At 43.0% G+C, this 19,952-nt stretch carries 25 protein-coding genes; 5 read left to right on the top strand and 20 right to left on the bottom strand.

Annotation, left to right across the window (positions count from 1 at the left end):
• Positions 1-2 precede the first annotated feature (2 nt).
• The 3 genes from hemB to AC0VYI_RS08525 all read right to left on the bottom strand — a co-directional run bounded on the left by hemB (position 3) and on the right by AC0VYI_RS08525 (position 2,521).
• Complete coding sequence (gene hemB / locus AC0VYI_RS08535; RefSeq protein WP_475448676.1) at positions 3-1,004, bottom strand: porphobilinogen synthase; 1,002 nt, start codon at positions 1,002-1,004, stop codon at positions 3-5.
• Between the two features lie 114 nt (positions 1,005-1,118).
• On the bottom strand, positions 1,119-1,835 hold the full coding sequence (locus AC0VYI_RS08530; protein WP_475448674.1) for an SDR family oxidoreductase: 717 nt from the start codon (positions 1,833-1,835) through the stop codon (positions 1,119-1,121).
• A 26-nt stretch (positions 1,836-1,861) separates the two neighbouring features.
• A complete protein-coding gene (locus AC0VYI_RS08525) occupies positions 1,862-2,521 on the bottom strand; it encodes an NADPH-dependent FMN reductase (RefSeq protein ID WP_475448672.1) in 660 nt (219 codons plus the stop codon).
• A 213-nt stretch (positions 2,522-2,734) separates the two neighbouring features.
• On the opposite strand from AC0VYI_RS08525, the gene AC0VYI_RS08520 reads away from it, so the two are divergent.
• Both AC0VYI_RS08520 and AC0VYI_RS08515 read left to right on the top strand, forming a co-directional pair.
• Entirely contained in the window at positions 2,735-3,613 is an 879-nt protein-coding gene (locus tag AC0VYI_RS08520) for a TQO small subunit DoxD (RefSeq protein WP_475448670.1), read from the top strand.
• The gene (locus AC0VYI_RS08515; protein WP_475448668.1) at positions 3,603-3,797 is read left to right on the top strand and encodes a hypothetical protein; all 195 of its coding nucleotides are present in this window, start codon (positions 3,603-3,605) and stop codon (positions 3,795-3,797) included. The genes AC0VYI_RS08520 and AC0VYI_RS08515 overlap by 11 nt, the downstream gene beginning before the upstream one ends.
• 30 nt (positions 3,798-3,827) lie before the next feature.
• Here AC0VYI_RS08515 and AC0VYI_RS08510 read toward each other — a convergent pair whose 3' ends face one another.
• From AC0VYI_RS08510 to AC0VYI_RS08500, 3 genes are read right to left on the bottom strand one after another with little or no spacing between them, the layout of a single operon-like run.
• A complete protein-coding gene (locus AC0VYI_RS08510) occupies positions 3,828-4,286 on the bottom strand; it encodes an N-acetyltransferase family protein (protein ID WP_475448666.1) in 459 nt (152 codons plus the stop codon).
• A gap of 7 nt (positions 4,287-4,293) precedes the next feature.
• Positions 4,294-4,581 carry a GNAT family N-acetyltransferase gene (locus AC0VYI_RS08505; protein ID WP_475448664.1) on the bottom strand — a complete coding sequence of 96 codons (288 nt, stop codon included), beginning with the start codon at positions 4,579-4,581 and terminating at the stop codon, positions 4,294-4,296.
• A gap of 7 nt (positions 4,582-4,588) precedes the next feature.
• Positions 4,589-6,562 carry a sigma-54-dependent Fis family transcriptional regulator gene (locus AC0VYI_RS08500; RefSeq protein ID WP_475448662.1) on the bottom strand — a complete coding sequence of 658 codons (1,974 nt, stop codon included), beginning with the start codon at positions 6,560-6,562 and terminating at the stop codon, positions 4,589-4,591.
• 414 nt (positions 6,563-6,976) lie between these two features.
• Here AC0VYI_RS08500 and AC0VYI_RS08495 point away from each other — a divergent pair, with 414 nt between their 5' ends.
• On the top strand, positions 6,977-8,794 hold the full coding sequence (locus tag AC0VYI_RS08495) for a flavin-containing monooxygenase (protein WP_475448660.1): 1,818 nt from the start codon (positions 6,977-6,979) through the stop codon (positions 8,792-8,794).
• Between the two features lie 238 nt (positions 8,795-9,032).
• Here the strand turns inward: AC0VYI_RS08495 and AC0VYI_RS08490 are convergent, their stop codons facing one another.
• The 3 genes from AC0VYI_RS08490 to AC0VYI_RS08480 form a co-directional block, all read right to left on the bottom strand.
• The gene (locus AC0VYI_RS08490) at positions 9,033-9,503 is read right to left on the bottom strand and encodes a Dps family protein (RefSeq protein ID WP_199477222.1); all 471 of its coding nucleotides are present in this window, start codon (positions 9,501-9,503) and stop codon (positions 9,033-9,035) included.
• A gap of 234 nt (positions 9,504-9,737) precedes the next feature.
• A complete protein-coding gene (locus AC0VYI_RS08485; RefSeq protein ID WP_475448658.1) occupies positions 9,738-10,133 on the bottom strand; it encodes a DUF3465 domain-containing protein in 396 nt (131 codons plus the stop codon).
• Positions 10,134-10,235: 102 nt separating this feature from the next.
• A complete protein-coding gene (locus AC0VYI_RS08480) occupies positions 10,236-10,427 on the bottom strand; it encodes a DUF3185 family protein (RefSeq protein ID WP_199477220.1) in 192 nt (63 codons plus the stop codon).
• 171 nt (positions 10,428-10,598) lie between these two features.
• Here AC0VYI_RS08480 and AC0VYI_RS08475 point away from each other — a divergent pair, with 171 nt between their 5' ends.
• Positions 10,599-10,970 (top strand): glutathione S-transferase N-terminal domain-containing protein, encoded by a 372-nt coding sequence (locus AC0VYI_RS08475; RefSeq protein ID WP_475448656.1) that lies wholly within the window; start codon positions 10,599-10,601, stop codon positions 10,968-10,970.
• A gap of 75 nt (positions 10,971-11,045) precedes the next feature.
• Here AC0VYI_RS08475 and AC0VYI_RS08470 read toward each other — a convergent pair whose 3' ends face one another.
• Complete coding sequence (locus tag AC0VYI_RS08470; protein ID WP_475448654.1) at positions 11,046-11,885, bottom strand: helix-turn-helix transcriptional regulator; 840 nt, start codon at positions 11,883-11,885, stop codon at positions 11,046-11,048.
• A gap of 102 nt (positions 11,886-11,987) precedes the next feature.
• Between AC0VYI_RS08470 and AC0VYI_RS08465 the strand changes: the two genes are divergently transcribed.
• Positions 11,988-12,845 carry an SDR family oxidoreductase gene (locus AC0VYI_RS08465; RefSeq protein WP_475448652.1) on the top strand — a complete coding sequence of 286 codons (858 nt, stop codon included), beginning with the start codon at positions 11,988-11,990 and terminating at the stop codon, positions 12,843-12,845.
• Positions 12,846-12,904: 59 nt separating this feature from the next.
• Here the strand turns inward: AC0VYI_RS08465 and AC0VYI_RS08460 are convergent, their stop codons facing one another.
• From AC0VYI_RS08460 to AC0VYI_RS08415, 10 genes are all read right to left on the bottom strand, one after another.
• Positions 12,905-13,813 (bottom strand): NAD-dependent epimerase/dehydratase family protein, encoded by a 909-nt coding sequence (locus AC0VYI_RS08460; protein WP_475448650.1) that lies wholly within the window; start codon positions 13,811-13,813, stop codon positions 12,905-12,907.
• A 19-nt stretch (positions 13,814-13,832) separates the two neighbouring features.
• Positions 13,833-14,537: a pseudouridine synthase gene (locus tag AC0VYI_RS08455; RefSeq protein ID WP_475448647.1), complete on the bottom strand. Its 705-nt coding sequence runs from the start codon at positions 14,535-14,537 to the stop codon at positions 13,833-13,835.
• A 271-nt stretch (positions 14,538-14,808) separates the two neighbouring features.
• Positions 14,809-15,132, bottom strand: a complete 324-nt coding sequence (locus AC0VYI_RS08450) for a hypothetical protein (RefSeq protein WP_475448645.1) — start codon at positions 15,130-15,132, stop codon at positions 14,809-14,811.
• A gap of 511 nt (positions 15,133-15,643) precedes the next feature.
• The gene (locus AC0VYI_RS08445; RefSeq protein ID WP_475448643.1) at positions 15,644-15,943 is read right to left on the bottom strand and encodes a type II toxin-antitoxin system RelE/ParE family toxin; all 300 of its coding nucleotides are present in this window, start codon (positions 15,941-15,943) and stop codon (positions 15,644-15,646) included.
• Positions 15,944-16,213: a type II toxin-antitoxin system Phd/YefM family antitoxin gene (locus tag AC0VYI_RS08440; protein ID WP_475448642.1), complete on the bottom strand. Its 270-nt coding sequence runs from the start codon at positions 16,211-16,213 to the stop codon at positions 15,944-15,946.
• A gap of 126 nt (positions 16,214-16,339) precedes the next feature.
• The gene (locus tag AC0VYI_RS08435; RefSeq protein WP_475448640.1) at positions 16,340-16,837 is read right to left on the bottom strand and encodes a TIR domain-containing protein; all 498 of its coding nucleotides are present in this window, start codon (positions 16,835-16,837) and stop codon (positions 16,340-16,342) included.
• Positions 16,838-16,841: 4 nt separating this feature from the next.
• Positions 16,842-18,281, bottom strand: a complete 1,440-nt coding sequence (locus AC0VYI_RS08430; protein ID WP_475448638.1) for an SIR2 family protein — start codon at positions 18,279-18,281, stop codon at positions 16,842-16,844.
• Positions 18,282-18,361: 80 nt separating this feature from the next.
• On the bottom strand, positions 18,362-19,063 hold the full coding sequence (locus AC0VYI_RS08425; RefSeq protein ID WP_475448636.1) for a hypothetical protein: 702 nt from the start codon (positions 19,061-19,063) through the stop codon (positions 18,362-18,364).
• A gap of 66 nt (positions 19,064-19,129) precedes the next feature.
• A complete protein-coding gene (locus tag AC0VYI_RS08420) occupies positions 19,130-19,621 on the bottom strand; it encodes a GNAT family N-acetyltransferase (protein ID WP_475448634.1) in 492 nt (163 codons plus the stop codon).
• A gap of 95 nt (positions 19,622-19,716) precedes the next feature.
• Entirely contained in the window at positions 19,717-19,947 is a 231-nt protein-coding gene (locus AC0VYI_RS08415; RefSeq protein WP_475448632.1) for a hypothetical protein, read from the bottom strand.
• Between the last annotated feature and the right edge of the window lie 5 nt (positions 19,948-19,952).

Genomic DNA, 19,952 nt, shown 5'->3' with positions numbered 1-19,952 from the left:
CTCTATTTTACAAGTCGATCAGTTGCCAGCCATTGTGCAACCTGTTTGGCGTAGTAGCTAACAATAAACTCCGCCCCGGCTCGCTTAAAGCCCACTAGAGTTTCAAATACCGTTTGCTGTTCATCCAGCGCACCCGCTAACGCAGCAAACTTAATACCCGCGTATTCGCCACCCACTTGATAAGCGGCCAATGGAAGATGTGTTTCTCGACGTAAATTGGCTAAAACATCCAAATAAGGGGTTCCCGGTTTCACCATCAAAATGTCTGCGCCTTCTTGCTCATCCAGTAAGGCTTCTTGCAACGCCTGACGACCATTAGCGCAATCCAATTGATATGACTTTCTGTCACCATTCAATTCACTTTCGACCGCTTCACGAAACGGTCCGTAAAAAGACGATGCAAATTTCGCGGAATGGGCCAAGATGCCCACTTGCTTAAAGCCAGCGTCATCCAAACCTTGACGAATAGCCAGCACTTGACCGTCCATCATAGCCGAAGGCGCTAACATATCGGCTCCTGCCCGCGCTGCCGTAATGCATTGCTTCACTAAGTTTTTGACGCTTTCATCGTTGTCCACATCACCATGATGCACGACACCACAATGACCGTGATCTGTGTATTCGCAAAAGCAAATATCTGGAATCACAATCATCTCAGGACACGCTTCTTTTATGGTCAAAATCATCCGCGCCAGTAAGCCGCCATCATCCCAAGTATCACTGCCTATCGCATCTTTTTTATGACTAATACCAAACGGCATCACATAGCGGATTCCTAAAGCAAATAAGTCTTTTGTTTCTTGGGCCAAAGCCGTTTCTGGCAAACGCTCTATGCCTGGTAACTTAGTGAGTGGGATGGCTTTATCAATGCTCTCTTCGATAAAAAGAGGATAAATCAGATCATTGAGAGAAAAATCATGCTCTTTAACCAAGTCACGCATGGCTTGTGTCCCCCGAAGGCGACGCAAGCGATGTAAAGGACCGACAGATGTTGAAGATGACATAATCTATTTCCTTCTAATAAAACGTTAAAATACAAAGAGGAATACGCAGAAGATTACACCCAAGCCATTACCCTCAGCTATAAAGAGACGGGGCTTCCTCGGAATAAACACATTTCATTTGCCACCTAGACTGCCACCACCGTCCACAGCAAGAACTTGCCCAGTTATAAAACTTGCCTCTTCTGATAAAAGAAAGCAAACGGCAGAAGCCACTTCTTTAGGTTGACCAAGCCGACGCATTGGAATACTTGAAATCGCTGCCATTTCAGATGAACTACCGACAGAATGTGCTTTACGAAATAACTCAGTCTCAGTCGGACCAGGTGCGACAGCATTCACTGTAATACCATATTCTGCAAACTCTAGTGCCCATGTTTGTGTGCAACCAACCAAGGCACTTTTCGCTGCTGAATACGCAGTTCTATTTCGAGAACCATAGATAGCTCGGCTGCAAACATTCACAATACGACCAAATTTTTCCTGTTTCATTTGCTCTATAAAAAATTGAGTAACCTGAACAGCGCTTCTAACATTCAAATCAAAGACCTTTTCTAACGCTGATAGGTCCACTGACTCCAAAGGTTGTGGCATGGCAATACCCACATTATTCACAATGCCGATAACCTGAAACTCCTGATCTACTGTTTGCAAAACATCTTCTACCTGCGTAACGTCTGTTAAATCACAAGCCAATAGCGTTCCCGGAAAATCGATGTCTTTAGTATGCCGAGCCAAACCAATAACATGATGGCCGTCATCAGCTAATCTCTTAGCTATAGCAAAGCCAATTCCTTTTGATGCTCCCGTTACCAGAAAAGCCAACTGTTTCATTGAAAGTACCTCTCGTTATAAAGCCGTTAGGGCGCATTCCGTTGTGAGGGATCAGTCAAAAAGCTCTTAATCATCTTGTGTGGATCCACTTTTGCTCGATGATCTGTCGTTGCTTGTGCCCACCATACTAGCTGTTGAAACGTACGAGCAAAATAACCAAACCACTCTGACCGATCGGCAACATCTTTGGTCTCACCATCTTCGTCAAAAACCTCCTGTGCTTTTGGTACATGGATCATTGAGGAAACCGGCAAACAGCCCAGTTCAGAAAGAAAGGTTCGCATACCAATGGCCGCACGCATTCCCCCCCACTGACCTGCCGAATAAGTCACAATTGCACTGGGCTTATAAGAGAACAAAGAACTACCAAAATGATTAAGCAAGTTGGCAAGTGCCGGGCTCATTGAATGGTTATATTCAGGGCTCACCATGACATAACCATCCGCCCACTCTATCTTTTGGGCTAATTCTTCTAACGGCATCGGGACTTTGCTCTGCGAATAAGAAAAATGCGGTTTAAAAACAGCCCCTAATGAATAATCCAACGCATCAACTAACGCTATCTCATGCTCAGGAAAATGTGTGTTAAAACAGGCAATACAGGACTTCGCAACACGTTCACCTAAGCGAGCAGGTCGTGGAGGTGTACTGTCTCTTACCGAGCCGAGAAAAATTAAAAACTTCATGTTGACCTCGTTTTGATTAAAGAATATTTTAGAATAAACTAATACCAATTAGCTATATAATTAACTAACTACATGTAAAAGCAGTAATACAGTTAACGATATCACTGTAATTACAGTGTTTATGTTGATTTCAATCATTTAAAACTATTGAAAAAAAAATATTAATACATTTTATATTTTAAGATAATACCTTCTGATAAATGGAGTAGTGTGATGCAAGTTAATCAAGGAAAAAATGATAGTAATATGTTGCTATCTCCCACTTTTTGGCAAATAGCGGGCGTCATGGCGCTTGCTATTCGACTCGTCTCCGGTTGGATATATTGGGGAGGAGCCAGCCGACGATTAATTTACGCTCCAGCAAAATTAGACCCAACATCTCATGCTTATTTAGCCAATAAACTGGTTCATGCCGCTCCTGGTGCAGCCTTTGATCTAACAGGAGTGATGCACTGGTTGCTAGCCCATGGCACTCTACTCCACACCGCAATCATCTTTTTCACCTTGGTCGAACTAGTCGTTGGTGTCGGATTAATTATTGGTTTTGCAACACGGCTATTGTCTTTTATTAGCCTTGGCTTAGCCTGTACTTTAATGATCATTTTCGGCTGGATGGGGACCACATGTCTAGATGAATGGACAATGGCTGCACTGGGATTTTCTACTGCCTCCGTTACCCTCATTACTGGTGGCGGTATATACGCCGTTGACCAGCTATTTCAAAAGCAACTCGAGAATAGACCCTGGGCTCGCTGGTTAACCAGTGGTCCTTTGCCATTGTCTATCGATCAATTGAAAAAGTTCTCAGTTGTAATGGGAAGCTTATCTATTCTGTTTGCTGTCGGCTTCTACGGTTATAACTATGGTGCTATCGTCACTCCATTGAGTAAGCGTATCGACAGTGCTAACCATTCAGTCGCTTTATCTCAAGCGCTCATCACAAACGATAAACTGGATGTAAACACCTATATTGACACAGGTCCAGATACTGAAGGCGCTTATATAACGCAAGTGAATTTAGTACAAAATGGCACGGTACTGACCTCTTATCAAGCAACGCAATTAAAAGAATCCCAACATCGTGACCATTAAAAATCAATTTGCTCCTTGGTCTAGCTGTAAAGCCATGGCTTTCGCAATACGCTGCCAACTAGGTTCAAAAGCCACTTGGTCATTTAACTTACCAAAAGAGACTAAGATCAATACATCACAACCGGTCTCTTTACAATTTGTCAGCGTGGAAGGAAAAGTGTTTAAAACCACTGTTCAGCAATAATCCTAACCTCCCTATAGAAAAAGTGAGAAACTAATCCTTTCTCACTTTTTTAAAATAGCGCTTGTACTGAGCGTTTTCGAGATATCCCAATTTTTCGTATAACGATTGAGCGACACGATTATCAAGCGATGTTTCTAGCTCAACGCCTTTGGAATGTGTCTGCACCGCATAGTCGTCCACCTTAGCCATCAACAAAGTACCTACCCCTAAACCACGGGCATCGCTTGTCACATACAAATCATTCAAGATCCAATATTTTTGCAAAGACACCGAGCTAAATCCTTTATACAAGGTCGCAAAGCCGAATAGCCGACCCTCCTTTATTGCCAATAAAAACGTCCCATCATCATTGACCAAACAATCCGTTATCCACCGCTTGGACTCCTCAAGACTCGCCGTACTATCCAAACTGACAGAAAGTTGTCTGTAGTCGTGAAAGAGTGGTGATAAGAGATCGACATCGGATAACTTAGCTTTTCTTAACTCCATATTTCTTTTACTCACCATTAGGGTTTATTAACGAAGTAAACACATGATCTTCCCAGTTGCCAGCAATTTTCAAGTATTTACGAGCGTAACATTCTCGTTCAAAACCCAGCTTCTCAAGCACTCGACCACTGGCTTTATTGGCAGGCATATAACTCGCCATCACTCGGTTTAAACCCACCGTTTCAAACATATAAGCAATAGACGCCTGCAAAATTTCTGTCATCAGTCCTTTGCCTTGATGTTGCTGCCCAATGGAGTAACCAAGAAAACAGGCCTGAAAAGAACCACGAACCACCAGTGAATCATCGATTTTTTGGCTGAACTATTTGGTGTTTTTTCATACGCCGATATATCGTGGGTCGTGACACCCCTAATTGTTTCGCAACGGCGGATATATTCCAACACTGCTGCCGTAATAAATCCAATAAATAACGCTGCTCTGAATCGTCTATCGGTGATTTTTGCGGATTCACATAAGTCGGTGCAACAGGCTGGATCGGTATGAATGGCTCTGCTACGTCATATTGCTGAACAAAAAACTCTTCAGGTAGATGTTGTATAGAGATTTCATCGGTTTCGCAGATGGCTTCTGCAAAGGTCAGCGTGTTAACGAGTTGGCGAATATTACCCGGCCACTCGTAAGCCAATAATGCACTCATCGCATCTGCTCGCAACCTCACAACTGGATTGATTTTTTTTAATAGCATTTGAATAAGATACGATTTATCGGCACGGGCTTTGAGTGTAGGCAGATTTAATGTCGCGCCATTCAGTCGATAAAAAAGATCCTCTCTGAAATGCCCTTCTTTAATAAGCTGAGTGAGATTGCAATGGGTGGCCGCCAACACGCGAATATCAACATCGATGGCTTGTTGCGCCCCCAATGGCATGACTTGTCTTTCCGCCAGTACACGAAGTAAACGGGTCTGCAAATGCAGAGGCATATCGCCAATTTCATCGAGAAAAAGAGTGCCAGAACTCGCCTGCTGAATTAATCCTTTTGCCCCTTTTGCGCGCCCTCCCGTAAAAGTTCCAGGCACATAACCAAAAAGTTCACTCTCAATTAATGACTCAGGAATCGCGGCACAATTCACGGCAATAAAAGGTGACGTTGCACGATGACTACTATCATGAATCGCTCGCGCTAATACTTCTTTCCCCGTCCCTGTCTCACCTAAAATCAGTACATTAATATCCCGATGACGTAGCCGTTTTGCCAAACTAATTGTTTTACGCATGGCGGGGTCATCCGCACTCAAGTCATCAAGCTGAGGGACAACTTCTTCTTGAGTCGTCAATATTTTTGAAACATGAGATTGATAAGACACATTAATAATAGGTTCAATCAGCATGCCAAACAGCGTTTGTTGTGTGCCTGATAAACGAAAGGCTCGAATACCATCTTTGCTTTCATAATTGATGGCGACAATATCTCGCCACTGGCATTCCAGTAGCGTGGGTAATGAGACTGTCGGCAAATTAATAAGTTGGCATTGTGATAATAAACGACGACCAGCGGTGTTTGCTGCCAGTACCTCACCTTCTTCACTTAAAGCGAATAAGAACTGCCCATTTACTTGAACCAATTCACGAGACTGATCGCACTTAAAAATTAGGCTACGCCGATGACGCCTCAAAAAATACGCATCCTCTATTAGTCGAGCGTAGAGCTGAGTTAAATGCAAAGCAAAATTTTGACTATCCGGTGTCTGTGACGAATCCAGTGCCGAAATATCCAACACTGCTAATAATTGCCCTGATGGGTCTTTAATGGGGGCCGCGGTGCAAGTCAGACCAATATGGGAGCTATCAAAATGATCCACACGATGACAAGTCAGTGCTTGCTGTTCATGAATACAAGTCCCGACAGCACAAGTACCCGCATATTGTTCACTCCAATCGGCACCTAAATACAGACCAGCTCGATGCAAACGCTCATCGTCATTTTTACTTCCTAAAAATTGAACCGTAATACCACGATAATCACTCAGTAATAAGACGTAACCCAAGCCCGCTATTTGCGTATAAAGCTGCTCTACCCCCGCTCTTGCGACGTTCAAAAACTCATCCACTGAATCTTGATGCTCACGAAGAATTTGATGCGTCACAATGCGAGCAGGTCTTGGTTGGCTTGGATCCAAACCATATTCACTAAGACATCGCTGCCAAGAACGTCCGATTAATTCATGGGGGAAGTAATGCTTATCCAGAGCTTGGCGGCCACCGTAGCGGAGTATTGTATCGATATGGCGGCGCTGCTGGCTTGTATTCGTCATACAGACTCCTCTCTTGTCTATTATTGTTATTTTAAGATGCCTTCGAGTTTACTCTGGAAAAAGCAGGCTTTCTATATTCCTTACAACGATTATTTTTTGACCGTCTCATCTAGAAATACTATCTGTAACACTCGCTCTATTCTTGTCACAGTGAACGTTACACCTGTATCAGAAACCATCACAAGTGTAACCATGATTAAGCGCATGAATATCTTAAAAATGATCTCAAATTAGTGACTATCTCTTGAAAAAATCGAGAAAAATCAAATGAGTAAAATTAAAAGAACAATAAAAGCACTCTATTGGCATGCATGCTGCTATTTCCTTACAACCAATAACATTCGGATAAGATCCTCGAATCTGAGCTTGGTATGAGCGCAGTAATAAAAATAATAATCTGCATGGGAGATAGATATGACCAACCAATCCGCATTGAATACAACGCATCAACCCAATATAGCCGTCATGAATTGGCTAGAAAAATTATCGAATACGCTTCGTTCAAATACCCCCACCGATGCTGCTTTACTGTTTGAAGAAAATGGTTACTGGAGAGACTTAGTCGCTTTCACATGGAACATTAAAACCCTTGAAGGTCAATCCGCCATCAGCGACATGATTGCCGAAACCATGAGTCGAGTTCGTCCAACAAACTGGCAATTAGAAGAAGATGCCACTGAAGCGGACGGTGTAATTGATGCTTGGATTACCTTCGAAACATCGGTTGCCAAAGGACGTGCCTACCTACGATTACGCAATGATCTTGCTTGGACTTTCCTGACAACCATGACGGAGCTTAAAGACTACCCAGAAAAACGTAACAAACTGCGTCCCAAAGGGGCTGAACATGGTGCCAATAAAAACCGCCAAACATGGCTTGAAAAACGCCAACATGAAGAAGCAACACTAGGTTACACAGAACAACCCTATTGCCTAATTATCGGTGGAGGACAAGGCGGCATAGGTCTAGCGGCTCGTCTACGCCAACTTGACGTTCCAACAATTGTTATTGATAGACTACCAAAACCTGGAGACACATGGCGCAACCGTTATAAATCACTCTCATTACACGATCCCATATGGTATGACCATATGCCTTATCTTCCTTTCCCTGAAAACTGGCCCGTCTTTACTCCGAAAGACAAAATTGGCGATTGGTTAGAAATGTACACCAAAGTGATGGAGATAAACTATTGGGGTTCTACACACTGTACACATGCAGAATTCGATGAAGAAAAACAAGAATGGCGGGTAAACGTCGATAGGAATGGCGAAAAGCTCACACTTTATCCTAAGCAGCTCATTCTAGCTACTGGCATGTCTGGCATCCCTAACATGCCCAACATTCCTGGAATGGACACCTTTGAAGGGGAACAGCACCACTCAAGCCAACATCCTGGAGGAGAAGCTTATAAAGGTAAAAAATGCGTCGTACTTGGTGGTAACAATTCAGCCCATGATATCTGTTGTGCCCTGTGGGAAAACGATGCGGATGTCACTATGATCCAACGTTCATCCACTCATATCATCAAGTCTGACTCATTAATGGAACTTGTTCTTGGCGGTTTATATTCAGAAGAAGCCGTCGAAAATGGCATGACTACCTATAAGGCGGATTTAACCTTCGCATCCATCCCCTTTAAAGTGATGCCACAATTTCATATTCCAGCTTATCAAGCGGTTGCAGAAAAAGATAAAGACTTCTACCAACGCTTAACGGATGCGGGATTCCTGCTCGATTTTGGCGAAGATGGCTCTGGGCTATTCATGAAATACCTTCGTCGTGGCTCGGGTTATTATATAGATGTGGGCGCTTCAGAACTTGTTGCCAACGGTGATATCAAGCTTAAATCAGGTGTCTCTATTGAGCACATTAAACCCAAGTCAGTAGTACTCACGGATGGTACGGAACTAGAGGCAGATTTAATCGTATACGCTACAGGGTTTGGATCTATGAACGGCTGGGCGGCTAAAATTATCTCTCAAGAAGTCGCCGACAAAGTCGGCAAATGTTGGGGGATGGGATCGAACACAGCAAAAGATCCAGGCCCATGGGAAGGAGAACTTCGCAACATGTGGAAACCGACGCATCAAGAAGCCCTCTGGTTCCATGGTGGTAATTTACATCAATCGAGACACTACTCTCAGTATCTATCATTGCAATTAAAAGCACGCATGGAAGGAATAGACACACCCGTATACGGAATGGAGCCAGTCCATCACCTTAGCTAACGCTTTTGTGCCAGACCGTTCATTGAAAATGGATAAGGCTGCAATCCTATCAGCCTTATCCAATCCATTTAACCATACTTACAATTGCTAAAGGCAATGCTATAGAAGTTCATAAGTTAGACGACAAAAAGTCGCGTAACTTGTTGTTTAATAATATTTTATCTAGCTAACACATACACAAAAGCCAGCGAAAAACAAACCGCTGGCTTTGCATCTAGCTTTAGAAGTGCAATAAAGATTAAGCTTGGGTTGCTCTTAGCATCCACGCCGTTTTTTCGTGCACTCGCATACGATCGGATACCAATGATGCAGAGGATTCATCATCCGCCTCTTGCGCTACTTTTAAGACTTTACGGGCAGTTTTCACCACCTGCTCATGACCCTTAGTTAACAATTTCACCATATCCGCTGAGCTCGGTATGCCATCAACTTCTTTCACAGAGCTTAACTCGGCGAAGGCTTTATAAGTGCCGGGAGCGGGAACATCAAGGGTACGAATACGTTCGGCAATGTCATCCACCGCTAACGCGAGCTCTTGATATTGCTCTTCAAACATTAGATGCAATTCACGGAATTGAGGGCCCGTAACATTCCAGTGAAAATTATGGGTTTGAAGGTACAAAGTATAAGAATCCGCTAATAGGCACTTTAGCCCTTCTGAAATTTCGGATCTATTTTCTTTATTAATACCAATATCGATATCTGTCATGTTGTTACCTCCTGTTTAGAGTCGTGATCAACCAGCTGATCAATCAGTCATAAGCCCTGCAAACATATAATGAATCCATACAAGATTCACTGACCGCTATCAGCTTCATTCCAAGTATTCCCCTATATTGTGACAGAAAAAAAGAGCCGTCCGAAACCATCTAAAACTTATAAAATAAGGAGATAATAAGAGAACATCACAACAAAAAACCAATCAGGTTTCATTCTCTACTGGCTACTGATAAGTACGGCCATTGTGTTTAAGCCAACCATCCACATGACGATGATGAGGGTCGCGATGGGTCCAATGCAGAACGCCACCTTTGCGATTCCATTCATATTCACCATAGAACTCAACTGTATCGCCCTTTTTCAAATCCATAATTTTGGGGGCTAAATCAATGTTATGTGCCACTAAAAGAGTCTGGCCACTGGGAAGTTTCAGAATGAAGCGTTGATGTTTTATCCCTTTGGTGTCGTCTTTCAGTATACGAACCACACGCCCTGTCCCCTCCACTTGTAGGTCGCTTTGATGTAATTCAAAGGCCTGCTGTATACGACTATCATCCGCCAGCGAAAGTGTTGGCAGCCAACTAACAAAACATACCAGTAAAATGAAAATAAACTTCACATGGTCTCCCTGCTCATTTTATAAAAAAACCATATCAAACAGATATTAAAAACCAGATAAAATGCCAATTTTAATTCGCCCTTCTCCCTATCGAATGCTTGTTTAACGCATTCTAGACAAGCCAAACACCACGCAGATGGCGCCACCAACCATACCCACCCACGCCTTCATCGGTGTGTCACCGCTTAACGCACGAGCCACTTGCGAGGTGGCGGCATCATATATGTTGTACCCCCATACGGCTAAAGCGGCACCAGCAACAATCAAAATCAGTCCAATCAGTTTATTATTCATGTATATACTCCAATAAATTTAAAGTGTCAGTGTGAGACCTAGCCATCATGACACAAACAATGTGAAGACTTAAAAACATTCGCTTCGAGCACTTAAATAATCACCCGTTTACCGCTAGAATGAGCAAAATTTACCCTTCCATATTGATTAGACAAAATGCGAGTCACCCCCATGAAAATAGTTATCAACTTAATCCGTAATCTATTGGGCTACATCATTATTGCCCTTGACCTTGTTACCCGCGGCGCAAAGAAAAAACGCGCCCCTGAACAGCAACAAGAAGTGAACAATGAGCTGAAACATTTCGCGCTCTATCAGTTCGCAGCCTGCCCATTTTGCACCAAAACGCGCAGAGCGATATATAAGTTGAATCTCCCTATTGAAAAACGCAATGCCCCAGAAGGATCAAAGCACCGTCAAGAATTACTTGAAGGGGGTGGCCAAGTAAAAGTACCGTGTTTACGCATAGAAAAAGAGGGAACGGTAGAATGGATGTACGAATCCTCTGAGATTATTCGCTATTTAGAAAAGCGCTTTGCCTAACTCTAATCATCAACAAAACCGATGCTTCTAATGTTTAAAGGTGAAGTACCGTCATAGGCTAGTCTCTCGCTAGCCTTATTTTTTACAATCGTCGATAAGCTGTTTTACCTTAGCCAAGCTGGCTTCAGATTGAGGCGTATAAACGATCAAACTTAACTCTGGCCTACTGGAAATGTTAAAGGAGGAATACCCAAGGGAAATTTCCCCTACTTCTGGTTTATTTAGGCACTTCACGCCTTCATTGAAATGACTAATTTGCTGTGATGTCCAAAGTGTTTTAAACACGTCACTGCGTTCCAACAATTCAACCAACAATTGCTCCGTATGCTCCGTATGCTCCGTTTCTCCTAATCGAGCGATATCGGTACGAAAAGCACTGACAATTAAATTAGCGGTATCAACCCAATCACGACTGTGTGCTTTCACTTCATTTTTTAAAAAGAACAATCGCATAATATTTCGGTCTTCTGGGGCCAATAATGGGTAATCCGTTAACACCGCTGTAGCAGCGTCGTTCCAAGCAAGCACATCCCACGATAAGTTACGAATAATCGCTGGGTTAGGGCTTAAAGCATCAAGAATGGATTGTAATTGCGGCGTAATCGCCTCAGATAATTGATACTCAGTCTTAGGTAAGTGCCCTAACGTCGTGAGATACAGATATTCTTTTTCTGCATCGGTCAGCAATAACGCTTTTGCAATACGAGATAGCACTTCTTCTGACGGAGCACCACCGCGACCTTGCTCTAGCCATGTATACCAAGTCACACTAATATGAGCACGCTGAGCAACTTCTTCACGTCGTAATCCTGGTGTACGCCGCCGCGCAGTATCGTAGCCCAACGACATCGGCTCAATGCTTTGGCGTTTTTTCTTTAAAAATACGGCAAGGTGCTGCTCTGGTGTATATTCCATTATTATCCTATTAGTGACTATACCATGATAAGAACACTACTTTAATAAAGCTCTGTGCCTCATACAATGACTTTATTCACCACCACACAGTAGAGGCAGAACATGAAACGTATCTTTATTACTGGCGCGACAGGCTTTCTTGGGCAAGCTATCGTAAAAAATCTCCTAGAAAATAATTACGATATTGTGGGACTAGCACGTAATGAAACCAGTGCTGCTATTTTAGAAAATCTTGGCGCAACCGCACACATAGGGTCATTACAAGATGTCGATTCGATTTTGGCTGGTATAAAAGAGGCCGATGCAGTGATCCATACCGCCTTCAATCATGACTTCACTACCTTCAAACAAAACTGCGAAGACGATCGACACCTTATCCAAACCATGGGAAAAGCGCTTAATCATACATCGCGCCCGCTCATAGTGACATCAGGTGCTTGGACTATGCGGGAACTTAATTCCGAGCAGATCCCCCGCGCCGCGTCAGACGAAGCCGCTTTAGCCTGTTATGAAAAGGGGACAAATTGCATGGTTGTTGGCCTACCACAAGTTCATAATACTCATAAATTTGGCTTAATTAGTCCAATGCTTGAGATTGCGCAAAGTAAGCAAGTCTCCGCCTATATTGAAAATACCAATAACCAATGGGCCGCTGTTCACCTATCAGATGCCGCTGATTTATATCGTCTCGTGTTAGAAAAAGGAGAGAGTGGCCATAAATACCTAGCGGTTGGCGAGGAGAACATCCCATTTAAAACGATTATGCAAACCATTGGTGATCGACTTAATATTCCCACTCGCGCCATAGCCAAAGAGCAAGCCCAAGACTACTTTGGGCATTTCGCGCATTTTGCAGAGCTATCACTGAATGCATCCGGCGAAGAAAGTAAAAAGGCATTAGGCTGGGAACCTAAAGGCGCCTCTCTACTGGACGATATCTCCAATGCGGTTTTGTCTTAAAGCTTGATGGTTATTAAAGGTGTAGAACCCAAAAAATCAGGGTTTTACACCTTTACATATTACTCGTCAGAAGCACTCACGTACTGACGCCAATTATGCTGTTCTTTAAACCCCAGCACATCGCGAATTTTACGATTCGAAAACAAGGCTTCATGCTCTCCCATTTCTCGAGTGAATGGCACGCCAGGAAAAAAGCGTTCGGCTAATTCTTTTGTTGGGATAATCGCCCCATTATGATCATTACCCGCATTAAACACCTGAAAACCTAAGCCGTCTTTTTGCAAACACAAATCCACAATTTGCCCGAGGTCGCGAGCATCTATATAACAAAACGCATTTCGGCGGCGCACTTCAGGGTGTTTAAAATAATGCGGAAACAGTTCCGCGTATTCATGGGGCTCAATCACATTACCAATGCGCAGCGCGTAAATATCAAAACCTGAACGGCGCTGGAAGCTACGAGCCGTTTTCTCATTCACTACCTTAGACAACCCGTAACTGTCCATAGGATCAACATCATAATCCTCCTCTAACGGCAAAGAATGTGGGTCGGTTTGACCATCCGAAAAGCAGAGACCATAGGTTGTCTCTGATGAAGCAATCACCACTTTTTTAATACCCAGCTTCACGGCGGCTTCGATGACGTTATAAGTCCCCATGGTATTGACTCGAAAAGTTTCGTTATCAGGGTGAATTAAAATGCGCGGGACAGCAGCAAAATGCACGACGGCATCAAATTTTGGCACACCGAGACCGGGTTCCAGCTCATCAAATCCCGCATAAGCGCTTAAAGCATTGAACATTTGTCCTGAGTCCGTAATATCGGCAATCAAATTATCCACTCCAGGGTGATCCAAAGGGACTAAATCAACATTCAATACCCTATAGCCTTGCTCAAGAAGGTAAGGAATAACATGCTTTCCTGCTTTTCCCGATCCACCAGTAAATAATATGCGCTTTGTAGTCATAAGCTAACCTCCATGAATTCTAATTATTGTTGAAAGACTCTACTTCATTCTTAGATAAATAACGCCATTGCCCAACATCTAGGTCAAGGCAAACTTCGCCGATTTGTTCACGATGCAAGCCAACCACACGATTCCCTACGGCAGCGAACATACGTTTTACCTGATGAAACTTGCCTTCGGTGATGGTTAACAGTACTTCTTTTGGAGTAATAATGTCTAATTTGGAAGGACGAGTTAACCCCAGCTCACCTTGCAGTTGTAAGCCTTGTTTAAACTGAGTGACAAGGTCGCTACTCCGTTCTGCAGGAATGGCTTGGGACAATTGAACTCGATAGACTTTGCGGCAATCATTGCTCGGTAGAGTAATATGAAAAGACCAACGCCCATCATCCGTGATCAGAACCAGGCCCGTCGTATCCGCATCCAAGCGCCCTGCTATATGAAGTTCTGAGACCTTATCAACCTCTAAATAATTGAACAGAGACGGGTAAACTTCATCGATATTGGAACACACCGTACCCGCTGGTTTATGCATCAAGATATAACGAAAGTCCCGTGCTTTCAGCCTAGCGCCATGCAACAGTACGGTATTGTTTTCATGGACCTGAACCGCTTCATTCATCGTGACTTCGCCGTTAACACTCAACTCACCAGAGTGAATACATTGAATCGCTTCCTGTCGGGTTAGCTCGGTACTTTTACAAACAAATTTATCAAGGCGCATAGCAGGCAACGTTAACGGATGAAAGAGCCAGACATTATCCTTTCTAACTGACTGTTATCAACCTAACCAAAATCTTAATGCGTTAACTTTTTTTAAAAAAACGTATTCGTGTAACTTCATCTTCCTAATCTATTGTAATGACTTGATTGCGTAAAGCCTCAGCATAATGATTTTTCTGCGTTTAACGTGATGTTGGCATTTCTAACGCTGCCATAAGCCGCGCGAGCTCGCGAGCGTCGGACGACCGAAGGGAGCGAACTTAATGGCTTGGTTATGCATGTGATTCAAGCCTAGCATGTAGATCCTTCGCCACCGCAATTACTCTCCGCCATTTTTCATCCCTCAATAGATCGTTCACACAGACAGCACTAGACTTATTTGCTTCTAACAGGACTCCGTACAAATGCGCCAAGCCTTTTAGCTCGTCCTCTGTAAACTGGGATACCCACTCTGAACTTTTTGGGTGAAACAGATCATCGCAAAACCCGCAAAATAGCTCTGCAACTACATTTGCGTGAGGTACCGCTTTCTCGTACGCCAACTGCTCCGACGCTAACGAAAGCAACTTCACTTCATCTATCACTGCTTGACGCATAGCTATCTCATTTTGCATAACTACTAAGCGGTTATACAGTGGCGAAGCCATGGCTATAACCGTCTGTTGAACGGCCGCGTTATCTATAGGGGATTTGCTTTTTCAGAATTGGCGACGTCCCTGTTAATATCGCAGTGCTTTTTCTCCCTTACTAAGGGATATTCCCAAAATTTAGGCGGGGTTTACGTTTATTTTTTATCACAGTATGACTCTTTTTACTCGAATCCTAAGCATTAGGCAATACTCGATCCTCAGGCTCCATGACTTGATCCGCTTTCAAGGCAATGTATTTATGCCTGAGTCTGTTAATTACTATTCAAGCCCAACTGAGGGTAATATTTTATCTCCTCAAGATAAACCACATTAGGTTCACCACACGCTGGGCATCGACACCCCATTGGCGCAGTGTCCATCTCCACTTTTACAGACTTCTTGTTTCGTTCAACGCCCGCCATCACCAATGACAAAGCCGCAGCGAAGCGGAGGTTTTGGCATCCGGTGCATGGCCTAGTTATGTTTCGTTTTCTGGCAATTCGAGCTGTCTCTCACTCCGCCAGACTCGTATGAGCACAAGCTCTTTAGTCTGCCTGAGGTAGACACCCCAAAATGGCGCGTGAACCAATTTGCGAATATGATCTAGGTTGAACTCCGGAACAACTCGACCAGCATCAGGGTGGATTTGAAGCATTCCACAACGCTCCAAGATAGCAGCCACGAAATCATCACCGATATGTGGCACATCCTGCTCTCTGTAATACTCCTGAATTGCCTGTAAGTCCTCAAGAGCGGACTGTGCGATGCGTAATTCCATTTACTTAATGCCCAACGTTTTCTTGGCGTCCTCCAGCGATACCGTATTGCCCTCGCGAACATCCATAAGTCCCTGTGTCACCGCCTTTACAAACCGCAATTCCTCTGCGGTTCTCTCATAATTCTCAAGCCCCAGAACAACAGCTACACCGCGACCACGACTGGTAGGCAGGATTGGGCTATGCATATCCTGAGCTCGACCAACCACCTTTCCGGGATTAATCTTCAGGTCTGAGAGAGGAATGACATCCTCGGAAAATTTCACTTGCATAGTAATCACCTAGCCAACGATTTGGTGCCATCAATAGCACCAAGTTAACGGTGCTATCAAGAAACATAACGCTTCAAGCAGGGGCGCAGCTTGTCTGCGTCCCTTGGCTTGACTTGTTAGGTGCGTTTAATTTTTCTTTCGGATTTGAATTGCTTCTTCAACTGCATTTTCAAGATGCTCTGCAATCCACGCATACCTACCCTTACTATTTGTGCCTTGAGGATTGTAACATTTCACTATACTAGATAGCTTTTTGCCAGAATCACCGTAGTTAATATAATCGAAAGGATTTTTCCCTTTGTTTGCTATATTACCACTCATGTTTTTCAACCCATGAATGTAAATGCCAACAACACCCATCCCTTTGTTCCATGAATCGACGATTTCATGATTGATCCACTTCCTATTTGCTGTATCTTCGCCAACTAATACAACAGTGCAAGTACGTCCCTTCATTTGATCAGCAATCCATTTTTTAATTGCCGTGTCTTTTCCACTTTTTACGGTTTCCCAATCATTATCTGAAGCAGGTTTATTCGACTCCAAAGCACCAATATTCCTTACTTGAGAAACTCTCGTTACATCTGGAACATAGTGAAAACTATAAAATACTTTCCTAGCCATCTTCTTACTCCTTTGACATTAAATCAATTACATTAACTATTTTTGAAATTAATTGCTCAGGCTTCTCAACGTCAACGTCAACGCCTAATTCACTAATTGCTTTTATCAAGTCGGTATTAGATTCGTCATAATATTGCGATACGTTTTCCATTACCTCACTCCAGAGCTCTTTAGCCATATACCCACTACAACCTACTGGAATCAATGCTAATCCTAGTTCACGGGCTATCTCAAATTCTTTCCTAACACCATCGGCCATGACAACATTGGAATCTTCAATCTTATTTCCCATAAAAAATATAGCTATACCCGCAGAACCAATAACTTCATATCGATACTTCTTCCAAGTGTCACTTCTCAGCTGTCTATCTTCAATATATTGTGGGAATGGCCTCATTGTTAAATATTCATTAACGTATCCGTTATGATGCTCATAAACACTTTGAATCGCACCAGTTATAAAAGCGTTACCAATACCTAAACCAATCCCCGAAGATATTCTACAGTTTCGCTCGATTAGGACCTTACCCAAACGACAAAGAAAAGATTCGACATCCTTTTGATTAAATGGAGAGAAATCATGCGCGCTACCAGATAAAAAAATGGTCCTACGTCTGTAAGCTCGCTCTACCCTTCTTAGCATCTCAGTAATTTCTGAATATTTTTCAACAAGTATTGTTTTTATTTGGAATCTGGAAAGATCTTTTATTAGAAGCGCTTGCTTGATTTTGGCATTCTCATAGAGTTGAGCATTTTCAAAGTCGCTTTCATTACATTGTTTAAAAATGCAGTAGTGCTGTCTTTGATGTTCTTCAAAGTATGCTTTTACTCGACTCATTATGTAATCTAGGTTGGGGTCGGTGAAGCTAAAACCAATAAAAAGGAATGTTTTAGAAACCAAATCACCTGATAAAGCCGTTATGTAAGGCTTCATCCGCAAAGGGTATTTTTCATAGTCATCCTTTGTTAAAACTGCAGTATCAGGATGATCTATGTCACCATGCATTTTATATACAATAGAGTCTCTTTTTCTTTTTGTGGTTGCCAAATGATTGTTTGTATATTTTATGTCCACAATCTTCCCGGCATTTTCTAATGCCTTTTCAATCAGTTTGTCGTAGTTAGTTGTCCAATATGTTTTTATTGGTAATCGCGATAGTATTTCATGATTTTCGGTAGGTTGCTTTGCAGTTGCAATTTCATCCATTAACTGCTGACTGATTCTATTTCGCCCATTTTCATTCAAATAGAATTGAGCAACACCAACCAAATCTTGCTCTTCATCAATGTCTAAATTCAATTCATCTGCAAGAGGGCGTAATAGTTCTTTCCAATTCACGTAACCGGCCGAGGATGACAATCCGGCTCCTGCGAATATTGCTACATTATCCTCCTCAAGCTCGCTCAAAAAGCGCTGGACAAACAATTCTTGTTCTCTGGTCATCAAATTATCCTTTTCTCTCGACATTGCAGGGGAACCTAGGCACCTAACGCCCGCGTAATAGGCGCGAGCTTGCGAGCGTCCTAATTGACGCGTTTGTTAGAGCTTTCTTCATCTGGAATCCCATTTTCGGCTCTAATTCGTTTATGCCTAAGCTTTAAAGCTACCTGCATTGCAGTCATAACCAACATCACAGAAGTCATTATAAGAATCATTGGAAAAATAGATTCGGTTACCTTTCCGAATATACTAGATGACTCAAAACTACTGCGAATGAAGGTGAGCATCGTAGCCAAGGCTGCAATAGTCCCTAACGTAAGGGAAAGCAAAGAAGTCATCTTCTCTTTGTACTCGACGCGGGTAACAAAGACTTCGCGATCCTCTGAGAGATTTTCCATCTCTGTGGTTTTTTCTGGTATTAGAGTCTTAAGAGATTCACAGTATTCCTTTTTGGCTGAAGATGAAATAAAGCTTGAATCCATTATTTCCTTAATAAGCTCTTCAACTATTTCCGTGATGCCGTGTAATCGATGAGGTTCAATTTTGTACTTCCGAGCAGTAGCGTTTTTTAATGCTTCTATTACTTCAACCGTTGGTAGGCTGCTTTCCGAGATTTCAGGGCGAATGGCGTACAGAATTTCTCTGTTTGCAGAGGAGATGTTTATTGCCAGTTCTCGAAGATCCTTTTTGGAAAAAAGTGTCCTAGTGAGCCACGCCACAATGAGGCCACTTAAAACACCACCTCCGATGCCTACAACCCATCCATTATTTAGAAGTTCTTCCATACTCTCCTCGTTGAGCTCTAACGTTCCTGCTCACGGGCTCGCCTACGAGCCCCGTGCAACGGTTTGTTAAGTACCAGCATTGAACTCGTAGAAGTTCCTAGACATATCATCAAGATATCGAACTAACTTGAAACCAACTCGTTCTAAAATTTTGTTTGATGCTACGTTTTCAGGGTGTGCAAAAGCAACGATTTTGCTGAGCCCAATTACATTCGAAGCATAGCTTGTAGCAAAATTCGCTAACTCACTGGCATAACCTAATCCACTTTTCTCTGGGGCGATATAGTAAATCAGCTCAGGGCCCCAATGTGGGTCATCTTCATCGATGACAATACCGCCCCACCCAATTACCTGGCCAGTTTTCTTTTCAGTAATCGTCCAACAACTATAACCTAACGTTTTCCATTGCTCTGCAAATCTCTTTATATATAAAGCGCACTTATCATATGAATCAAGGTTCACGCTATACTTCATATGTTCAGAATTGTTCATAATCCCGATTAGATGAGGAAGTGCCTCAACTGAAATTTGCCGATACGATAAAAATTGACTTTCCATAAAAGTACTTAACGCCCGCAGCACGCGCGGCTTTGTAGTGAAGGCGCAGCCGCAACGGAAAAGCCGTCGCCGTGCCTGCGATTGTTAAGGGCTACTTACCGGATTTTTCTGGTATATCCCTTTTTGACTACTCTACCGATATAGCTATTTAAGCCTTGCCCGGCTCTTGCTAGCCTATGCATTTCGTTGATGCTGGCGGCACCGGCACTTTGATTCGTGTATAGATAGACTGAACCATCGCCGAACTGAACGGTGATTTCGCCTGCTCCAATTTCGTATGCAAAGACATTCGAGTTACCACCCAAGTTTTTATAACGTTCCATCATCACTT

It is taken from the genome of Marinomonas sp. 63XJN7_9_ISO-PGPR-S23-217, assembly GCF_056173515.1.
This window is presented reverse-complemented; position numbering and strand designations above follow the sequence as displayed.

What these genes read in the sequence shown, in the direction of transcription:
- AC0VYI_RS08440 (WP_475448642.1), bottom strand. Translation starts at nt 16,213, where the DNA reads ATGCAAGTGAAATTTTCCGAGGATGTCATTCCTCTCTCAGACCTGAAG.
- AC0VYI_RS08445 (WP_475448643.1), bottom strand. Translation starts at nt 15,943, where the DNA reads ATGGAATTACGCATCGCACAGTCCGCTCTTGAGGACTTACAGGCAATT.
- AC0VYI_RS08525 (WP_475448672.1), bottom strand. Translation starts at nt 2,521, where the DNA reads ATGAAGTTTTTAATTTTTCTCGGCTCGGTAAGAGACAGTACACCTCCA.
- AC0VYI_RS08455 (WP_475448647.1), bottom strand. Translation starts at nt 14,537, where the DNA reads ATGCGCCTTGATAAATTTGTTTGTAAAAGTACCGAGCTAACCCGACAG.
- AC0VYI_RS08420 (WP_475448634.1), bottom strand. Translation starts at nt 19,621, where the DNA reads ATGGAAAGTCAATTTTTATCGTATCGGCAAATTTCAGTTGAGGCACTT.
- AC0VYI_RS08520 (WP_475448670.1), top strand. Translation starts at nt 2,735, where the DNA reads ATGCAAGTTAATCAAGGAAAAAATGATAGTAATATGTTGCTATCTCCC.
- AC0VYI_RS08435 (WP_475448640.1), bottom strand. Translation starts at nt 16,837, where the DNA reads ATGGCTAGGAAAGTATTTTATAGTTTTCACTATGTTCCAGATGTAACG.
- AC0VYI_RS08430 (WP_475448638.1), bottom strand. Translation starts at nt 18,281, where the DNA reads ATGACCAGAGAACAAGAATTGTTTGTCCAGCGCTTTTTGAGCGAGCTT.
- AC0VYI_RS08490 (WP_199477222.1), bottom strand. Translation starts at nt 9,503, where the DNA reads ATGACAGATATCGATATTGGTATTAATAAAGAAAATAGATCCGAAATT.
- AC0VYI_RS08415 (WP_475448632.1), bottom strand. Translation starts at nt 19,947, where the DNA reads ATGATGGAACGTTATAAAAACTTGGGTGGTAACTCGAATGTCTTTGCA.
- AC0VYI_RS08475 (WP_475448656.1), top strand. Translation starts at nt 10,599, where the DNA reads ATGAAAATAGTTATCAACTTAATCCGTAATCTATTGGGCTACATCATT.
- AC0VYI_RS08470 (WP_475448654.1), bottom strand. Translation starts at nt 11,885, where the DNA reads ATGGAATATACACCAGAGCAGCACCTTGCCGTATTTTTAAAGAAAAAA.
- AC0VYI_RS08425 (WP_475448636.1), bottom strand. Translation starts at nt 19,063, where the DNA reads ATGGAAGAACTTCTAAATAATGGATGGGTTGTAGGCATCGGAGGTGGT.
- AC0VYI_RS08450 (WP_475448645.1), bottom strand. Translation starts at nt 15,132, where the DNA reads ATGCGTCAAGCAGTGATAGATGAAGTGAAGTTGCTTTCGTTAGCGTCG.
- AC0VYI_RS08480 (WP_199477220.1), bottom strand. Translation starts at nt 10,427, where the DNA reads ATGAATAATAAACTGATTGGACTGATTTTGATTGTTGCTGGTGCCGCT.
- AC0VYI_RS08465 (WP_475448652.1), top strand. Translation starts at nt 11,988, where the DNA reads ATGAAACGTATCTTTATTACTGGCGCGACAGGCTTTCTTGGGCAAGCT.
- AC0VYI_RS08530 (WP_475448674.1), bottom strand. Translation starts at nt 1,835, where the DNA reads ATGAAACAGTTGGCTTTTCTGGTAACGGGAGCATCAAAAGGAATTGGC.
- AC0VYI_RS08500 (WP_475448662.1), bottom strand. Translation starts at nt 6,562, where the DNA reads ATGACGAATACAAGCCAGCAGCGCCGCCATATCGATACAATACTCCGC.
- AC0VYI_RS08495 (WP_475448660.1), top strand. Translation starts at nt 6,977, where the DNA reads ATGACCAACCAATCCGCATTGAATACAACGCATCAACCCAATATAGCC.
- hemB (WP_475448676.1), bottom strand. Translation starts at nt 1,004, where the DNA reads ATGTCATCTTCAACATCTGTCGGTCCTTTACATCGCTTGCGTCGCCTT.
- AC0VYI_RS08510 (WP_475448666.1), bottom strand. Translation starts at nt 4,286, where the DNA reads ATGGAGTTAAGAAAAGCTAAGTTATCCGATGTCGATCTCTTATCACCA.
- AC0VYI_RS08460 (WP_475448650.1), bottom strand. Translation starts at nt 13,813, where the DNA reads ATGACTACAAAGCGCATATTATTTACTGGTGGATCGGGAAAAGCAGGA.